Below are 16,973 nucleotides of genomic sequence, written 5' to 3'. Positions count from 1 at the left end.
CGCCAGGATTGGACTAGAGTGTTCTGACCTAGCCTGCGAGGGATGCGTCATGACCATGATGAGAGCCGCCGCGTTCGTCGAACCCGGCCGAATCGAGCTTGTTGACAAACCTATCCCCGACGTCGGCCCCGACGACGCACTGGTGCGTATCACCACCACGACCATCTGCGGCACCGATGTGCATATTCTCAAGGGCGAGTATCCCGTTGCCGCCGGCCTGACCATCGGCCACGAACCCGTGGGCGTGATAGAGAAGCTAGGCAGCAACGTACAGGGCTACCGGGAAGGCCAGCGCGTCATCGCCGGTGCGATTTGTCCAAACTTCTCCTCCTATGCCAGCCAGGACGGCCTTTCCTCTCAGGACGGCGGCTGTGCCTGCCACGGCTACAAGCCGATGGGCGGCTGGCGATTCGGCAATACCATCGACGGCACCCAGGCCGAGTACGTACTGGTCCCGGACGCTCAGGGCAACCTGGCGCCGGTCCCCGACGGGCTAACCGACGAGCAGGTACTGATGTGCCCCGACATCATGTCCACCGGATTCGCCGGCGCCGAAGCCGCCAAGATCAAAATCGGCGACATAGTGGCCATCTTCGCCCAGGGACCGATCGGTCTCTGCGCCACCGCCGGGGCACGCCTGCGGGGTGCCGGGATGATTATCGCCGTCGACGGTGTCGATGCACGCCTGGACATTGCACGGCAAATGGGTGCTGACGTGACGTTGAACTTCAAACAAACGGATGTAGTCGAGGAAATTCTCCGGCTCACCGGCGGCCGGGGCGTTGATGCCGCCATCGAAGCACTTGGGCAACAGTCCACCTTCGAGAGCGCCTTACGCGTGCTCAAACCTGGTGGCACGTTGTCTAGCCTGGGCGTGTATTCGGCCGACCTCACCATTCCGCTTGGTGCCTTCCATGCCGGTCTCGGCGACCACAAGATCGTGACCTCGCTGTGCCCTGGAGGGAAGGAGCGGATGCGGCGGTTGCTGAACGTGGTGGCCTCGGGACGGGTAGACCTTGCCCCTTTGGTGACCCATCACTACGCCCTCGACGACATCACCAGCGCCTATGAGCTGTTCGCCAATCAGCGCGACGGGGTGCTCAAAGTGGCGATAAAGCCGTAAGGCACGCCTTAGCTGGAAGCTAAAGCCAACCGCTCAGCTTCCAGCCTGCTTATTCCGTTCCTTCACGATCCCGGAAGCCAAGCAGGTAGAGAATCCCGTCCAGCCCCAGTGTCGAGATCGCCTGTTTGGCCGACTGTTTGACCAGTGGTTTGGCTCGAAAGGCGACACCCAACCCCGCCAATCCAAGCATCGGCAGGTCATTGGCGCCGTCGCCAACGGCAATGGTCTGCTCTAGCCTCAAACCTTCCCGCTCAGCCAGCTCGCGGAGAAGATCGGCCTTGCGCTGTGCGTCGACAATGGGCTCCTGAGCGACACCGGTGAGCTTGCCATCGACAATCTCCAGCTCGTTGGCGTAGACGTAATCGATGCCCAGTCTGGCTTGCAGCTGTTTTGCAAAATAGGTGAAGCCACCTGACAGGATGGCTGTCTTGTAGCCGAGGCGTTTTAGCTCGGCGAAAAGCAGCTCAGCGCCTTCAGTGAGCCTGAGCCGGGCGCCCACCTCTGCCAACGCGCGCTCCTCCAGGCCTTCGAGCAATGCCAGGCGCTCCCGGAAGCTCGCGCGAAAGTCCAGCTCGCCGCGCATCGCACGTTCAGTGATCTCCGACACCTGATCGCCAACGCCTGCCACCTTGGCCAACTCGTCGATGACTTCCGCCTCGATCAGCGTCGAGTCCATGTCGAACACCGCCAGCCGGCGATTGCGGCGGAAAACCGAGTCACGCTGAAAAGCGATGTCGACGTTGAGCTCCTGCGCCACGCTGAGAAACTCAGCGCGCAACGCTGCGGTATCGGCAGGCTCGCCGCGAACCGAAAACTCGATGCAACCCTTGCCCAGCTCTTCCGGCATGTCCAGTGGCTGGCGACCCGAAAGACGATCTATGTGATCGATGTTCAGGCCGTACTTGGCGGTGATCGAGCTGACCCGCTGCAACTGCTCGGCAGTCACCTTACGGGTCAACAGGGTAACGATGTGCCGGGGCTTACCCTGCCCGGCCACCCACTGCTGGTAATCCGCCTCCGCAACGGGTGTGAAGCGCACCTGCTGGTCATGTTTGTAACCCATGAACAGCACATCCTTGAGTACAGAAGAAGCACGTTCGGTATCAGGTATTTCCACCAGAATGCCGAACGACAGGGTATCGTGGATCACGGCCTGACCGATATCCAGGATATTCACACCACCTTGAGCGAGTACGCCGGTGATTGCCGCGGTCAACCCAGGGCGGTCTTCCCCAGTGATGTTAATCAGGACGATTTCGCGCAAGGCGTAGCTCCTATGCAAAGAAGACGGGCATTCTATATCAGCAGGACGCCCGCTGAACGCAGCAGCGACACACCGGTTTCCAATCCATATCTGCTTTGGCGCGCCTGCAATTCGTCTGCTTTGACCGAGCGACCTTTAGCCCCCACAGCGCTTTCCGTATACTGCGCGCCACTTTCCTAAAGAGTAGAGCCGCGCTCTGTGAACCGGCCCGCATCCGTCAAGCCCGACAATTTCTTCCTGCTGATCTATCGTGCATTGCGCCAGCGTCGTGTTCCGCTGGTTCTGCGGGTAGCCAGCCACACGCTGCTGCTCGTCGCGCTGGCCTTGATCATCTACGCCTGGGTCATGGGCATGCAATTCAAGCATGCGATGGAGCAGCAGGCCGATGCCCTTGGCCAAAGCCTGATTACCCAAACGGCCGCCTCGGCGACGGATCTACTGGTGGCTAACGATATTCTTAGCCTCAATGTCTTGCTGAGCAACCTGGTGAAGAACCCGCTGGTGGCGCACGCGGCGATCTACAGTGTCGACAACCGCGTGCTGGCGGAATCGGGTACCCGCCCGCAGCGAAGTCTGTTGGGCGACGAGGAAGGCCTCTATTCCACTCCCATCAGTTTTCAGGAGGTGATCGCCGGACATCTGCGCATCAGCCTCGACATGCAGCAGTTCCAGCAGCCAATGACTATCAGCCTGCAAAGCATGGGGTTGCTCAGTCTTATCCTGCTAGCGCTAACCCTGACGCTTAGCATGCGCCTGGGGCGGCAGCTGTCCCTGCCTCTGATGCAGTTGCGACTGTGGTTGCGCGATCCCGATGACCCAGCGCCCGGCGCAGGCCGGCAAGATGAGATCGGCGAATTGGCGCGGCAGCTTCAGGCACGCCTGGTGCCCGAAAAGCCAGAGCCGGAAATCGAGCTAGACGACAGCATGCAGGATCTCTATTCGGCACATTTCGAGGTGCCTGCCCCGGCTGCGGTCAAAGACTACGACCGTTCCGATGTGGATCTTCGGGACCATCTCGACGAATCGACTGAGAGTTTGGTCACCGTTGATCATGCTTCCGATGAGTCATTCGACGATGACTTCGATGACGACCCTCCATTCGATGAGCCCAAGCCTGCGCCTGCCCAAGCTCCGGCAACCATCATTCCCGCAGCCCCAGCGATCTCGGGCAAAAGTGGCGTGCTGGCGATTCAGCTCGGCGCCCAAGAGCAATTGCGCCGTCTGCCACGCGCGCGGCTTACCGAGCTCCTGCAGCGCTATAGCGATTGCCTGCAGCAGGCCGCGACCCTGTATCAGGCCGAACTGCATACGCTCAACGATGGCAGCAGCCTGATGTTGTTTCACAGCCAGGACGATGAGCAGAACTACCTGACCCACGCGCTCTGCTGTGGCGAACTGATGCGCGCGCTTGGGCACGCGTTGCAAATCGAAGTGGCCGATAGCGGTATCACGCTACAGCTGCAGCTCGGATTGACCCAAGGTGAAGGGCTGTACGACCTCAGCCAGGGCGACCTTCTACTGAGTGAGCCCGCGCAAGCAGCGCTGGCCATGTCTCAACATAGCCGCAACCTGCTGCTGGTCGAACGAGGGATTGGCGAAGACAGTCTGATTCGCCAGCGTGCGCGTATCCGTCCCATTGCGAGCCCAGAAGGCGCCTGTTGCGTCGAGCGACTGCTCGAGCCTTACCCGTCGCTATTGGAGCGCCAGCTCGCTCGCATGCATGAGCTGCGCAACCGCATCAGCTGACACCGGCAATCATAACTCGGGCCCGTTTCGCTGCAGTGAGTCCGTACCTGACAACCGTGGTCGGCATCCGCGCGTCGGCGGGACCGATTGCCGGCAAGCTGCCCAGTGGCTCGATGGTAGCCGCGGTCAACGGACATGCAAGCCTCAGCCATGCTGGTCTGATATACGCCCGCGCGGCTCCTGGCCGCGAAAGATCTTCGAAATTGTGGGAACCGCGCGCTGCCACTAGGAAACGCCCCGGTCAGCGCAAGGGTATGCAAACAGACACTTTCAGCAAATCGCTTAGAAGCGAAACACTTCCAGGTCAGTCCTGATCGGTTCCACCGCCGGGATTGCCGGAGCGGCGGGCTTGCTCGGCGCTTTGTTGACGCTGTGTTTGGTGCGAGCCTTGGCCACCATCATCGGCTCAACCGCGCCCGCCATCATCTCGCTAAGTCGCTGCAGCAGCAGGCTCTGCGCCCGCACCTGGTCGGTTGCGCTGCCTTGATGCGCCTCTTGCAAGCGAACCAGTCGGCTGCTCTTGCGCTTACCCTGCCCGTCCAACAGGCGCCACTGAGCCTCCAGCACAGCAGGATGCTGAGGGCCGGAATCCAGGCGGGTGATCTCGAGTTCGACCTGTACCTCAGGGATGAACCCCTTGCTGCCAGGGCTCAGCTCCAGGCTCTGAGTCTTCAAGCGCGAGGCCAACTGGCGCAACAACAGCTGACTGACGTCGCCTTGCAGGCTTCCAGCCCAGCGCGCCTGCTGGCCGTCTGCAGCCAGGCTGCCGTCCGGCAGCCGCTGCAGCAAGGCGTCGTGTTGCAGATAATCGGCCAACTTGATCGGCCCTAGCAGAACTGCCGCGCCATCTGCTGCTTGCGCTGGCATTTCGACGCTGCCGTTGTCGAGTCGATACATTGGCACAGGCTGGGTGACACAGCCGGCCAGGCTGGCACAGGCAAGTAGCAAAACAGTTGTGAAGCGTTGCACGTTCATCTCTACCTTTGCACTGGGCTTGGGCGACGCGAAAAGCGGCTGGCGTCTGTCTGCGCCGCTGCCATCGTTTACCGTCAGCCACCGTGCTGATTGTCTTTGGCAGGCGACGTGGTCGGCAATTACCGGCGCCGCATTGCAAAATCGGAGAAATCGGAAGGCCGCTATCTTCCGCGAAACGCCCAGCAGAATCCAGCCTCTACGACCTATCCGGCCAAGCAACTTACTCGACTAACAGCGCGTCCACTCGCTGAAAGCCGCGCGGCAGCTTGTTGCCCCGCCGCCCGCGCTCACCCTTATAGTGTTCCAGATCATCGCTCTTCAGCGAAAGGGTACGTTTGCCAGCTTGCAAGACCAGCGTCGCCCCTTCCGGCAGGACGGCGAGATCTGTTAGATACTCCTCACGGCTGGCGACCCGGTCACCCGGAATGCCAATGATCTTGTTGCCTTTGCCCTTGCCCAGCTGTGGCAGGTCTCGAATCGGGAACACCAGCAAACGCCCCTCCGTCGTAACGGCGGCCAGCCAATCCTGGTCGCGGCTTTTCAGCGGCCGCGGCGCGACGACTCGCGCACCGGCTGGTAGCGACAACAGTGCCTTGCCTGCCTTGTTCTTGGCTTGCAGATCCTCACCCTTGACCACGAAACCATAGCCAGCATCCGACGCGATCACGTACAGCGACTCGTCATCGGGCAACAGGACGCATTCGAAACCGGCACCGGGTGGCGGCGTCAGGCGGCCAGTCAACGGCTCGCCCTGGCCGCGCGCTGAGGGCAGCGAATGGGCCGCGAGCGAATAGCTGCGCCCAGTCGAGTCGATGAACACAGCGTACTGGTTGGAACGGCCTGCTGCGGCGGCCTTGAAGCCGTCACCCGCCTTGTAGGACAGACCGGTGGCGTCGATATCGTGGCCCTTGGCGCAGCGTGCCCAACCCTTCTCCGAGATCACCACGGTGACGGGCTCGGAAGGCAGCAGTTCATTTTCCGACAGCGCGCGGGCTTCGGCTCGCGCAACAATGGGCGAGCGACGGTCATCGCCATAGGTCTCGGCGTCGGCGATCAGCTCCTTGCGCACAAGCTTTTTCAGCTTGGCTTCGCTGCCAAGCAGTGCCAGCAGCTTCTCGCGCTCCTTGGCCAACTCGTCCTGCTCGCCGCGGATCTTCATTTCCTCCAGCCGAGCCAACTGGCGCAGGCGGGTGTCGAGGATGTAATCGGCCTGTAGCTCAGACAGCTCGAAGCGCGCCATCAAGACAGGCCTGGGCTGATCCTCGGTCCGGATGATGTGGATCACCTCGTCGAGGTTGAGAAAGGCGACCAGCAAACCTTCCAACAGGTGCAGGCGGCGTTCGACCTTGTCCAGGCGGAACTGCAGGCGACGGCGCACGGTGCCGATGCGATAAGTCAGCCACTCGCTGAGCAGCACCTTGAGATTTTTCACCTGCGGTCGGCCATCGAGGCCGATGACGTTGGTGTTGACCCGGTAGCTGGATTCAAGCTCGGTGGTGGCGAACAAATGCTGCATCAGCTCGTCGGCATCGACCCGATTGGAGCGCGGGATGATGACGATCCGGCAAGGATGCTCATGATCCGACTCATCGCGCAGGTCAGCCACCATTGGCAGCTTCTTCGCCTGCATCTGTGCGGCAATCTGCTCCAGCACCTTGGAGCCGGACACCTGATGCGGCAGCGAGGTGACCACGATATCGCCGTCCTCGACGCGATAAACCGCTCGCATGCGCACCGAACCGCGGCCGGTTTCATAGATTTTCAGCAGGTCAGCACGCGGCGTGACGATCTCTGCCTCGGTCGGGTAGTCCGGTCCCTGCACATGCTCGCAGAGCTCTTCGACGGTGGTCTTCGGATCATCCAGCAAACGCACGCAGGCGGCGGCTACTTCACGCAGGTTGTGCGGCGGTACGTCCGTCGCCATGCCGACGGCGATACCGGTGGTGCCATTGAGCAAGAGGTTGGGCAGGCGCGCCGGAAGAGTCGCTGGCTCGTTGAGCGTGCCATCGAAGTTCGGCACCCAGTCCACAGTGCCCTGCCCCAGTTCGGTGAGCAGCACTTCCGAATAGCGTGACAGCCGTGCTTCGGTGTAACGCATGGCGGCAAAGGACTTGGGATCGTCCGGCGCGCCCCAGTTACCCTGACCGTCGACCAGCGTGTAGCGATAGCTGAACGGCTGGGCCATCAGCACCATGGCCTCATAGCAGGCCGAATCACCGTGAGGGTGGAATTTGCCGAGCACGTCACCCACAGTACGGGCCGACTTCTTGTGCTTCGAATCGGCGTTCAGACCCAGCTCGCTCATCGCATAGATGATGCGCCGCTGCACCGGCTTGAGGCCGTCACCGATATGAGGCAGTGCGCGATCCATGATCACGTACATCGAATAATTCAGGTAGGCCTGCTCGGTGAAGTCGGCAAGGGAGCGACGCTCCACGCCGTCCAGGCTCAGGTCGATAGTTTCGCTCATGGTCGATCCGTGGCGTGTTGGCGCAGCACCAGGGTGCCGGCGCGCTGGGTGAATTCGAGTTGTTTCAGGGCGCTCATGCCAAGCAATATCTGCTCACCGCCAAATCCGGGCGCCACGATGGCACGTACGTCGTGCAGCCGGATGTCGCCAAGGGCCAGGCTGTCCAGCACGGTGCGGTAACCGGTGGTCTGCCCATTGGCGGTCTGCAGCATCACCGGAGCACCGCGAGGCAGGCCGAGGCGGTCGCCCACTTTGGCGGGAACTGCAACATCGGTGGCGCCGGTATCCAGCAGAAAGGTCACTGTCTCGCCATTGATTCGGCCATCGGCCACAAAATGCCCCTGCGGGTTGCTATCCAGGAGTACCTCGATCTGCTCGCCTTGGATGACCGACACCGGCTCGCGGTTGGGGTTGAAACGGCTCTGCTCCCAATCAGAGAAAAACTGCGTGGCCAGAAACAGCCCCGCCCCCCACGCCAGGACCAGCATGATGCGCCCGGCACGACGCCCGGCAGGCTGGCTCACTGCTTGGCACTCCACCCACCCTTGGGCGCGGCAAAGCGCCAGACGACGGGACGCTTTTCGCCATCTGCACGGGTAAGCTCATTGTTGTCGATCCCGACCCATGCACCTTCCGCATCGACCCAGAGCGCTTCGGCATTGCCATACGGGGTGTCGTAGCGGCGCGGTTCAGCCATCGCCGTGTCCGCGTAGGACCAGCATGCCTCACGCTCCCCGTTTTCCAACTTGCGGCGACAGATCTGATGCGCCACTGGCTCGAGCGTGAACAATTTATCGCTATAAAACGTGAGCCCGGAAAAACGCCGCGGCTGGGTGGCTTCATCCATCGCGGGCGGGGTTGAATCGCGTCCGCCGCCGACCATCAATACGCAGCCACCGGTACAGCGCCAGCTGTTCTGATTGCGATGGGTCACCATCAGACCTCGGCGACTGTGCTCTGCCGCCAGCCACAGCCGATCGGCGCTAGGATCGACCGCCACGCCTTCGAACATGGCGTTGAACTTGAGCAGCATTCCGCTGGCCCGCGCTTGACGCACCACTGCAACAGGCAAGTTGAGCCACTCGGCGGTGCCTGCCGGGCTAACGCGCAGCACCGCCGCATGCGCTTCGCTGACCAGGTAGCGATTGCCCAGGCTGTCGCAGCTCAGGCCTTCGAAATCCATCTCTCCACCGCGCAACATGCCAGTGAAGGCGGAGCGCACACGTACGCCCCACGAAAGCCCGGTATTCGGCACGGGAGGCAACTCGAAACGCTCGGCCTCGGCCTGCCAGACGGTATCGCTGGCATCGAGGCGGTAGAGCACATTGTCCTCTCGGTCGGATACCGCCCAGAGCGCATCACCGCACCAGGCCAGCCCGGAGAGATTACCCGCAGCGATCCCTTCGACGGGATGCTCGCTGACCATTGTCAGTTCGGGCGCGGCGGCTGCCGAAAACGGCACTGCCAGAGCGACCAGCAGCGCCATCCAGCGAGCACTCAAAGCAGCACCTCCGCGAGATTGCCCTTGGACTCCAGCCAGCTCTTGCGATCACCTGCGCGCTTCTTGGCCAACAGCATGTCCATGATTTCGCGCGTGCCGTCGAAGTCATCCAGCGTCAACTGCACCAGCCGGCGGGTGTTAGGGTCCATGGTGGTCTCTCGCAGCTGAGGCGGGTTCATCTCACCCAAACCTTTGAAGCGCGTGACCTGCGGCTTGCCGCGGCGCTTTTCCGCCAGCAGGCGATCCAGAATGCCGTCACGCTCGGCTTCGTCGAGCGCATAAAAAATATCCTTGCCGAGATCGATGCGGTACAGCGGCGGCATGGCCACATAGACATGACCAGAATCCACCAGCGGGCGGAAATGACGAACGAACAGCGCGCAGAGCAGCGTCGCGATATGCAGACCGTCCGAGTCAGCATCAGCGAGGATGCAAATCTTGCCGTAGCGCAGCTGGGAGATGTCGGCCGCGCCCGGATCGACCCCGATGGCCACGGCGATGTCGTGCACCTCCTGGCTGGCCAGCACCTCACCGCCGTCGACTTCCCAGGTATTCAGGATCTTGCCGCGCAACGGCATGATTGCCTGAAATTCCTTGTCGCGCGCCTGCTTGGCGGATCCGCCGGCGGAATCACCCTCGACTAGGAACAACTCGGAGCGCGCCGGATCCTGCCCGGCGCAGTCGGCCAGTTTGCCAGGCAGTGCCGGTCCCTGTGTGACACGCTTGCGTTCGACCTTCTTGCTTGCCTTGAGCCGTCGTCCGGCGTTACTGATAGCCAGCTCGGCCAGCTGCAAGCCCAGCTCGGGATGGGCGTTGAGCCATAGACTGAAGGCATCCTTGACCACGCCGGAGACGAACGCCGCCGACTCTCGCGAAGACAAACGCTCTTTGGTCTGGCCGGAAAACTGCGGTTCCTGCATCTTCGTCGAGAGCACGAATGCGATCCGCTCCCAGACGTCCTCGGGCGCGAGCTTGACGCCGCGCGGCAGAAGATTTCGGAACTCGCAGAATTCGCGCATCGCATCCAGCAACCCCTGGCGCAGGCCGTTGACATGGGTGCCGCCTTGCGCGGTGGGGATCAGGTTGACGTAGCTTTCCTGAACGCTGTCGCCGCCCTCGGGCAGCCACAGCAGTGCCCAGTCCACGGCTTCCTTGCTGCCGGCCAGACTGCCGCAGAAGGGCTCATCCGGCAGCCGGGCAAATTCACTGACAGCATCGACGAGATAGGAGCGCAGGCCGTCTTCGTAATGCCACTCGACCTTCTCGCCAGTGCTTTTGTCTTCGAAGCTGACGTTCAGCCCCGGACAAAGCACGGCTTTCGCCTTGAGCACATGCTTGAGCCGGCTGATGGAAAACTTCGGCGAGTCGAAATACTTGGGGTCGGCCCAGAAATGCACGCTGGTGCCGGTGTTGCGCTTGCCAACGGTTCCGATGATGTCCAGCTCACTGGCCTTGAAGCCATCGGCGAACGCCATGCGGTACTCACTGCCCTCACGCTTGACGGTCACCTCGACACGGGTCGACAACGCGTTAACCACGGAAATACCGACGCCGTGCAAACCGCCGGAAAACTGATAGTTCTTGTTCGAGAACTTGCCGCCGGCGTGCAGCTTGGTGAGGATCAGCTCGACACCCGAAACCCCCTCTTCCGGATGGATGTCCACCGGCATGCCACGACCATCGTCGATCACCTGTAGCGAATTATCCTGGTGCAGAATCACCTGGACCGAGCTGGCGTGGCCCGCCAAGGCTTCATCGACACTGTTGTCGATGACTTCCTGGGCGAGGTGGTTGGGCCTCGAGGTGTCGGTGTACATGCCTGGTCGCTTGCGCACCGGATCCAGGCCGGAGAGGACTTCAATGGCTTCGGCGGTATAAGACATGTGCGTCTCGTGATGTCCTTATAAATCGGAAAAATCGACGTCTGCAAACAGCACCGGATCGAAGCCGGCAAACGCCAGCAAGGCAGGAAGCCGCTCGGAGAATCCCTGGAAACCGTGATCACCGCCGGCCTGGATGCGCACGGCACAGCCCCTATAGAAATCGGCCGCATGGCGGTAATCCAGCGTCTCGTCGCCTGTCTGCAACCAGACCTGATAGCGTTCGGCATCTTGCGGCGACGGCACTTCCAGCTCAGCTAGCGCCGTGACATGGTCTTCAGTCAGCTCCCAGACCTCACCGCTATAGAGGTTGGTCTGAGGCCCGAGATAGCCATCGAAACGGCAATGAGGCGTCACGGCCGGATTAATCAGCAGGGCCTTCAGCCTGTAGCGTTCGGCGAGATGGGTTGCATAGTATCCGCCGAGGGAGCTGCCGACCAGCAGTGGCCGCCCCAACTCGGCGATGGCCTTCTCGAGCTGCGCAATCGCCTGACGGGGGCGATGATGCAGCGCCGGCACCTGCAGCGAGGCGGCCAGGCCCAGGCGACTCAGCGCCGCCGTCAACTGGCTGGCCTTTTGCGACAGCGGTGAACTGTTGAGGCCATGCATATAGAGAATGGTGGGCTGGTCGCGGGTCATGCTGATTCGCTGGGCTGACAAAGGATGGGAAGGCTACTAGGCGAGGCGCGCAAGCTGCAAGCTGCAAGCTGCCAGAGAAGCGGGAGGCCGCCTGGGAAACCGGAAGCAGATGAGTATGGGGTTGATTCAGCGCCAAATGCCTTAGGGCTTTGAACTATCAATACCCTTTAACGCTGTAGTCGACTACGAAGTCGGTGCCGACCACTCGCGAGACACCCGTCTCGAGCTTGCCGTCGGCATACAGCCGCAGCCAGCGGTATCCCGGTGCGAGTGTATCGACCTGAAAGTCCTCGCTGCCGGGCGTGAACTGCACCCCTGTCGACGGGGTGGCTAGCAAGCGAACACCACGACGCTCGCTATCGAATGCCTGGTGAATATGCCCCCAGAGCAACGCTTTGACGCAGCTGAAACGATCCAGCACTTCGAACAGCGCCTCACGGTTGTGCAACCCAATGCTGTCCATCCAGCGACTGCCAATCGAAACGGGGTGATGATGCAGGCAGACCAGGTGAGGCCGTTCCGGTGACTGCTGCAGGGTTCGCTCCAGCAAGTCCAATTGATCGTCACGCAGCATGCCGAAAACCGCGCCCGGGACCAGCGTATCGAGCATGACGACCCGCCAAGCACCGATATCAAGCACAGGCATCATCATTTCGCTGCCACGGACGGCCTCTTGCATCGAGGTCAATTCATCATGGTTGCCCGGGCACCAGCGCACCGGCGCATCGATACGCTCGGACAACTGGCGAAAACGCTTATAGGAGGCAAGTGAGCCGTCCTGAGAAAGATCCCCTGTCGCCAACATCAGGTCGATACGAGGGTGCTCATCGAGAACCAGATCGACGACACGCTGCAGACTCTCAGCCGTATCCATGCCCAACAGCTTGCCGCCTGATTCTGCGAACAGGTGGCTATCGGTCAGTTGTACGAGCAATACCGAGTCGTTTTCAACAGTGAGCGGCGCAGCAGCCAAGACCCGTCTCCTTTGGCGAAATCGCATCAGAATTATGGTGGCTGGGAGTTGCAGGGGTAAACCGCGCGATGCGGGCATGCATCACAGAACCGCTTGGGAGCACCATCGATGCATAGCACAACGCCAGCACGCATTCAGACGTGCGCTGCTTCGCTTAAAGCACAGACTCCAGCTCATGGCCACAGGCCAGGCAGTGGCCGAGCCATTCCCCGAGGAACAGATTGAGCTGATTCTTCTCGTCAGGCTGATGCATCTGCGCGTTGGGATAGCTGTAAATTCCGCGGAAACGCCGAGCGTTTTCGGCGCCGATCACCTCAGCCATACGCGCATCGTGATAGACCCGCACGTCCATCTGCGGCACTGGTAACCAAGGCAGGCAGTCCTGCTGGCTGATGTGGACTGTGGTGGTGTATGGGCAGCTCTCGGTCACTGTCAACACCAGCACGCCGAGCAGCCGGTCGCCCTGGCTCATGGCGATCCGGCGTGTATCCGGGTGGTTGCGCATCGCAGGCAGCAAGCGCATCAGACGCATGTAGTTCGCCTCGCAGGCCGCCTGCAACTCCAACAGGTCGACGCGGTATCGCTCGCGGGTTCGCCTCATATCCACGCCTCCCTGATCTCGCTGCGGTTCAAGGCCAGCCACTGCAGGGCAATGATCGTAGCCGCGTTATCAATCCGGCCGTCGCGCAGCGCCTCCATTGCATTATCAAGAGACCACACTGCGGCACGGATATCTTCCCCCTCTTCTTCCAGCCCGAACACACCGCCCGCACCGACACTGCTGCAGCGTCCAACGTAGAGATGGATGCGCTCGGTGCTGCCCCCCGGGGACGGATAGTAAACAGACACCGGCCAAAGCTCGCCGAGCTCCAGGCCTGCTTCCTCGATCGACTCTCGGCGCGCCACCTCTTCAGGCTGCTCGTCCTTATCGATCAGGCCGGCCACCGTTTCCACCAGCCAGGGGTTATCGCCATGCGCCATGGCGCCGACACGAAACTGCTCGATCAATACAACCTCGTCGCGCTGAGGATCATACGGAAGCACGCAGACGGCATCGTGACGAACAAACAGCTCGCGCTCGATCTCAGCACCCATGCCGCCTCGGAACAGACGATGGCGAAGGCGGAAGCGGTCAAGGTTGTAAAAGCCACTGAAGCAGCGCTCGCGGCTGATGATCTCGACATCGTCGGCGCCGGCTTTGAAAATATCGTTCATGCACTACTCACATATCGGTTTGTTCCAGCACCTGCCGGCGTCGGAAAAAGGCTGCAACCGTCACTGCGTGAGCGGTCTTTCTGCTGCCATCCTAGCGCGCCGCTTGCTCAGGCGCAGCCCTTAGCAGACCATTCGCACGACGGAAGATGCCCAGCTGGCAATTCTCGAACTTCGCTCCGCTCATGCACTCGAACCCGCACTGAAACCGCCGCAGGAGCCAACCCATTGATGCCAATCCGCAATGCCATCGCGTTAATAGCATTCAGCCTGCTCATTGGAGGCTGCCAACACTTCGGTGGCGAACCGCCTGTGGAGGTTCGACAGATTCTCAGCGAGCAACGTCCAGCCGGCTGTCCTGCACAAGACGATAGCTGCCCATTGGTGAACATAGATACTCAGCTGTTTGAAAACGAGCCCGCACTGAACGCGCTGATCGACCAACGGTTGCGCGAGATGACGGTAAACAGCCCGGATGTAGAGGTCCCAGCCTCCCTCGAGGGCTATCAACAGACCTTCCTGCGAGACGCGAAACCAGGGTGGAGCAGCTATCTTCAAGCCAAACTGCGTGAACAACATGGGCCGCTACTGGTGGTAGAGCTGTCCAGCTATATCCACACGGGCGGCGCTCACGGAATGCCCGGACGCGGCTTCATCAATTTCGACCGAGCGCAGGACCGTGAGCTGAAGCTCGCCGATGTACTGCTGCCGGGCAAGGAAGGCGCCTTCTGGCGCGTTGCCGCGAAGGCGCATCAGCAATGGCTACTAGCCAACGAGCACGATGCCGCTTTCAGCCGCCAATGGCCGTTTCAGCAGACCTCAAACATCGCCTTCCTGCGCGACAAGGTCTTGCTCAAATACGACGTTTACAGCATCGCACCGTATTCGAGCGGTCACCCTGAGCTGGAAATTCCGCATGAGGCGCTGAAAGGCATAATCCAACCTGATTACCTTTAAGCCCCGGCACGCAGATCTGACCTAACCCGCAATATATGCTCAATCCTCGCACCTGCATGTGCACCCAATAGATTCGCGTGAGCTATCGGAAACGTAGGCTAAGTGAGTGGTTTGCCTTCCCGTTGTCGGTAGACCCAGTCGACGATCTCCTCGCGCGGGGAATAGCCATCAACGGTCGCACGCATCACCCCTCGGACTTGCTCGAAGTCATCGCGTTGTAAACCGTGAATCAATCTGTCCAGCACATCGCAGAAATCTCCCCAGGGAAGGCAGGCTTCGTTGGCAGAAAGGATCATCGGATGCTGCGTCGGCGTGACGTTATCGCCAATAAGCAGCTCCTCGTAGAGCTTCTCGCCTGGCCGTAGGCCAGTGAACTGTATGGCAATATCGCCACCAGGATTTCGTTCACTGCGAACTGACAGCCCGGAAAGATGGATCATCTTCTCGGCAAGCTCAGCAATTCTCACGGGGGCGCCCATGTCCAGCACGAAGACATCCCCGCCCACTCCCATAGACCCCGCTTGCAGCACTAGCTGGGCGGCCTCCGGGATGGTCATGAAATAGCGGGTGATCTGGGGGTGAGTGACTGTCACGGGCCCGCCACGGCGTATTTGCTCACGAAACAGCGGTATCACCGAACCGGAGGAACCCAGCACATTACCAAATCTGACCATCGTAAAACGGGTGCGGTTGACCTGATTGACGCTAGCCGGTTGGCCATACAGCACCGGAGCCGCTTCCTGACTGAGCGCCTGCAAGGCCATTTCAGCGAGGCGCTTGGTACTGCCCATGATGTTAGTCGGGCGCACCGCCTTATCAGTCGAGATTAGGACGAAATGCGCAACACCAGCCTGGATCGCCGCTTGAGCGCAATGCAGCGTACCCATCACGTTGTTCGTGACGCCTTCGGCAATGTTGTGCTCCACCATCGGCACATGCTTATAGGCTGCGGCATGGTAGACGCTGTCGACATTCCAGGTCCGCATGACGTCCAGCAACCGATGCGGGTTTCCGACCGACCCCAGGATCGGAATCAGATCAAGTCGAAGCGCCTGTTCACTCACTTGTTGCGCCAATTCGCGGTGGATTGCGTAAAGGCTATATTCGCTGTGATCTAGCAGAATCAGTATCGCTGGCGCTAGCTGCACAATCTGCCGGCTTAGCTCAGAGCCAATCGAACCGCCAGCGCCAGTCACCAGAACCACCTTCCCCTGAATGCATCGCGCTAAAAGGGTTTCATCCGGGGCCACACTGTCACGCCCCAATAGATCGGCGATATCAACTTCCTGCAGATCCTCGACCTTGACTCGACCACTGGCCAGATCCATAAAGCCGGGCACCGAACGAATATGCAGCGGATGGGATTCCAGATCGGCCAGAACCTCGCGCCGACGCGCCCGAGTCGCTGAGGGAATCGCCAGCAGTATTTCGCTGGCGCCCGTATCGGAAATCATCTGGGCGATATGCTTGGGCTTGTACACCTTAAGCCCTGCGATGACCCGGTTGGTGATGTCCGAATCATCGTCGATAAACGCGACAGGCCGCATCGCACGACCCATCCGCAGCGCTGCAGCCAACTGGTTACCCGCGGCACCCGCGCCGTAAATAGCTACGCGCGGTAGACCATCATCGCGCCCAAACGGAGCAGCCAGCATCCCGCGGTACCAATCGCCCAGCACGTACTGCCTCAGCAGCAGGCGCAGACCGCCGAGCAACATCAGGCTGATCCACCAATAGTTGAACACCAGTGAACGCGGAACCAGCGCCGGCGCGTCGCGGTACCAGTAGATCGCCAGAGCCAACAGCAACGAAGAGAGCGTGACCGCCTTAGCGATAGTCATCAGCGCATCGTTGCCCAAGTAACGCATGACGGCGCGGTACATGCCGATACGGATGAACAGCGGGATCGCCAGCACCGGGGCGAGCGCAAACAGCCAGGCGTGGCCGCTGAGCGGATCCACCTCGTCGAAGGAACCCAGGCGGACCACGAACGCCAGCCACAACGACACCCAAACGAGAAACACATCAGCCAAGACCTGTAACAGGCGCTTGTAGCGTCTCGGCAGCCTTAATAGATAGTCACGCAGCATCAAAAAACCTGCCTGATTGCAAACCGTAGGAGCGGGCCACGCCCGCGAACCCATACCCCAATTCGCGGCCACGGGCCGCTCCTACAAAGATCCACCACACCCTCGTAGGGACGGGCCATGGCCGCGAACACTGCACCTACCAC

The 16,973-nt window shown here is 60.9% G+C and carries 14 protein-coding genes; 3 read left to right on the top strand and 11 right to left on the bottom strand.

The window, feature by feature from the left end; all coding sequences use genetic code 11:
- Positions 1-49: 49 nt before the first annotated feature.
- Positions 50-1,123 (top strand): NAD(P)-dependent alcohol dehydrogenase, encoded by a 1,074-nt coding sequence (locus ACIGHL_RS12130; protein WP_216707122.1) that lies wholly within the window; start codon positions 50-52, stop codon positions 1,121-1,123.
- Positions 1,124-1,172: 49 nt separating this feature from the next.
- On the opposite strand, the gene serB is transcribed toward ACIGHL_RS12130, so the two are convergent.
- On the bottom strand, positions 1,173-2,387 hold the full coding sequence (gene serB / locus ACIGHL_RS12125; RefSeq protein WP_019340011.1) for a phosphoserine phosphatase SerB: 1,215 nt from the start codon (positions 2,385-2,387) through the stop codon (positions 1,173-1,175).
- 198 nt (positions 2,388-2,585) lie between these two features.
- On the opposite strand from serB, the gene ACIGHL_RS12120 reads away from it, so the two are divergent.
- A complete protein-coding gene (locus ACIGHL_RS12120; protein ID WP_216707121.1) occupies positions 2,586-4,133 on the top strand; it encodes an AhpA/YtjB family protein in 1,548 nt (515 codons plus the stop codon).
- Positions 4,134-4,415: 282 nt separating this feature from the next.
- Here ACIGHL_RS12120 and ACIGHL_RS12115 read toward each other — a convergent pair whose 3' ends face one another.
- From ACIGHL_RS12115 to ACIGHL_RS12075, 9 genes are all read right to left on the bottom strand, one after another.
- On the bottom strand, positions 4,416-5,108 hold the full coding sequence (locus ACIGHL_RS12115; protein WP_446697605.1) for a PqiC family protein: 693 nt from the start codon (positions 5,106-5,108) through the stop codon (positions 4,416-4,418).
- A gap of 220 nt (positions 5,109-5,328) precedes the next feature.
- Positions 5,329-7,578: a DNA topoisomerase IV subunit A gene (gene parC / locus ACIGHL_RS12110; RefSeq protein ID WP_446697604.1), complete on the bottom strand. Its 2,250-nt coding sequence runs from the start codon at positions 7,576-7,578 to the stop codon at positions 5,329-5,331.
- Complete coding sequence (locus ACIGHL_RS12105; protein ID WP_446697603.1) at positions 7,575-8,102, bottom strand: retropepsin-like aspartic protease family protein; 528 nt, start codon at positions 8,100-8,102, stop codon at positions 7,575-7,577. Before ACIGHL_RS12105 ends, parC begins: the two co-directional genes overlap by 4 nt.
- Positions 8,099-9,079 (bottom strand): esterase-like activity of phytase family protein, encoded by a 981-nt coding sequence (locus tag ACIGHL_RS12100; RefSeq protein ID WP_446697602.1) that lies wholly within the window; start codon positions 9,077-9,079, stop codon positions 8,099-8,101. The genes ACIGHL_RS12105 and ACIGHL_RS12100 overlap by 4 nt, the downstream gene beginning before the upstream one ends.
- Positions 9,076-10,962 (bottom strand): DNA topoisomerase IV subunit B, encoded by a 1,887-nt coding sequence (parE, locus tag ACIGHL_RS12095; protein WP_446697601.1) that lies wholly within the window; start codon positions 10,960-10,962, stop codon positions 9,076-9,078. The genes ACIGHL_RS12100 and parE overlap by 4 nt, the downstream gene beginning before the upstream one ends.
- 18 nt (positions 10,963-10,980) lie before the next feature.
- Entirely contained in the window at positions 10,981-11,598 is a 618-nt protein-coding gene (locus ACIGHL_RS12090; protein WP_446697600.1) for a YqiA/YcfP family alpha/beta fold hydrolase, read from the bottom strand.
- A 157-nt stretch (positions 11,599-11,755) separates the two neighbouring features.
- Entirely contained in the window at positions 11,756-12,571 is an 816-nt protein-coding gene (gene cpdA / locus ACIGHL_RS12085) for a 3',5'-cyclic-AMP phosphodiesterase (protein ID WP_446697599.1), read from the bottom strand.
- Positions 12,572-12,725: 154 nt separating this feature from the next.
- Positions 12,726-13,172, bottom strand: coding sequence for a DUF1249 domain-containing protein (locus tag ACIGHL_RS12080; RefSeq protein WP_046161745.1), 447 nt, complete (start codon positions 13,170-13,172; stop codon positions 12,726-12,728).
- Positions 13,169-13,786, bottom strand: coding sequence for an NUDIX domain-containing protein (locus ACIGHL_RS12075; RefSeq protein ID WP_446697598.1), 618 nt, complete (start codon positions 13,784-13,786; stop codon positions 13,169-13,171). Before ACIGHL_RS12075 ends, ACIGHL_RS12080 begins: the two co-directional genes overlap by 4 nt.
- A gap of 228 nt (positions 13,787-14,014) precedes the next feature.
- On the opposite strand from ACIGHL_RS12075, the gene ACIGHL_RS12070 reads away from it, so the two are divergent.
- Entirely contained in the window at positions 14,015-14,740 is a 726-nt protein-coding gene (locus tag ACIGHL_RS12070) for an RsiV family protein (protein ID WP_446697597.1), read from the top strand.
- 98 nt (positions 14,741-14,838) lie between these two features.
- On the opposite strand, the gene ACIGHL_RS12065 is transcribed toward ACIGHL_RS12070, so the two are convergent.
- Positions 14,839-16,830, bottom strand: coding sequence for a polysaccharide biosynthesis protein (locus ACIGHL_RS12065; RefSeq protein ID WP_446697596.1), 1,992 nt, complete (start codon positions 16,828-16,830; stop codon positions 14,839-14,841).
- Between the last annotated feature and the right edge of the window lie 143 nt (positions 16,831-16,973).

The sequence above is a fragment of the Pseudomonas sp. NPDC077451 genome, assembly GCF_044543345.1.
GTDB lineage: Bacteria > Pseudomonadota > Gammaproteobacteria > Pseudomonadales > Pseudomonadaceae > Stutzerimonas.
Note: the sequence above shows the minus strand (reverse complement) of the source record. Positions and strands in the feature narration are given on the sequence as shown.

Excerpts from the sequence above, each read along its gene's own strand:
- ACIGHL_RS12130 (WP_216707122.1), top strand. The coding sequence starts at position 50 with ATGACCATGATGAGAGCCGCCGCGTTCGTCGAACCCGGCCGAATCGAG.
- ACIGHL_RS12115 (WP_446697605.1), bottom strand. The coding sequence starts at position 5,108 with ATGAACGTGCAACGCTTCACAACTGTTTTGCTACTTGCCTGTGCCAGC.
- parC (WP_446697604.1), bottom strand. The coding sequence starts at position 7,578 with ATGAGCGAAACTATCGACCTGAGCCTGGACGGCGTGGAGCGTCGCTCC.
- parE (WP_446697601.1), bottom strand. The coding sequence starts at position 10,962 with ATGTCTTATACCGCCGAAGCCATTGAAGTCCTCTCCGGCCTGGATCCG.
- ACIGHL_RS12090 (WP_446697600.1), bottom strand. The coding sequence starts at position 11,598 with ATGACCCGCGACCAGCCCACCATTCTCTATATGCATGGCCTCAACAGT.
- ACIGHL_RS12080 (WP_046161745.1), bottom strand. The coding sequence starts at position 13,172 with ATGAGGCGAACCCGCGAGCGATACCGCGTCGACCTGTTGGAGTTGCAG.
- ACIGHL_RS12075 (WP_446697598.1), bottom strand. The coding sequence starts at position 13,786 with ATGAACGATATTTTCAAAGCCGGCGCCGACGATGTCGAGATCATCAGC.
- ACIGHL_RS12070 (WP_446697597.1), top strand. The coding sequence starts at position 14,015 with ATGCCAATCCGCAATGCCATCGCGTTAATAGCATTCAGCCTGCTCATT.
- ACIGHL_RS12065 (WP_446697596.1), bottom strand. The coding sequence starts at position 16,830 with ATGCTGCGTGACTATCTATTAAGGCTGCCGAGACGCTACAAGCGCCTG.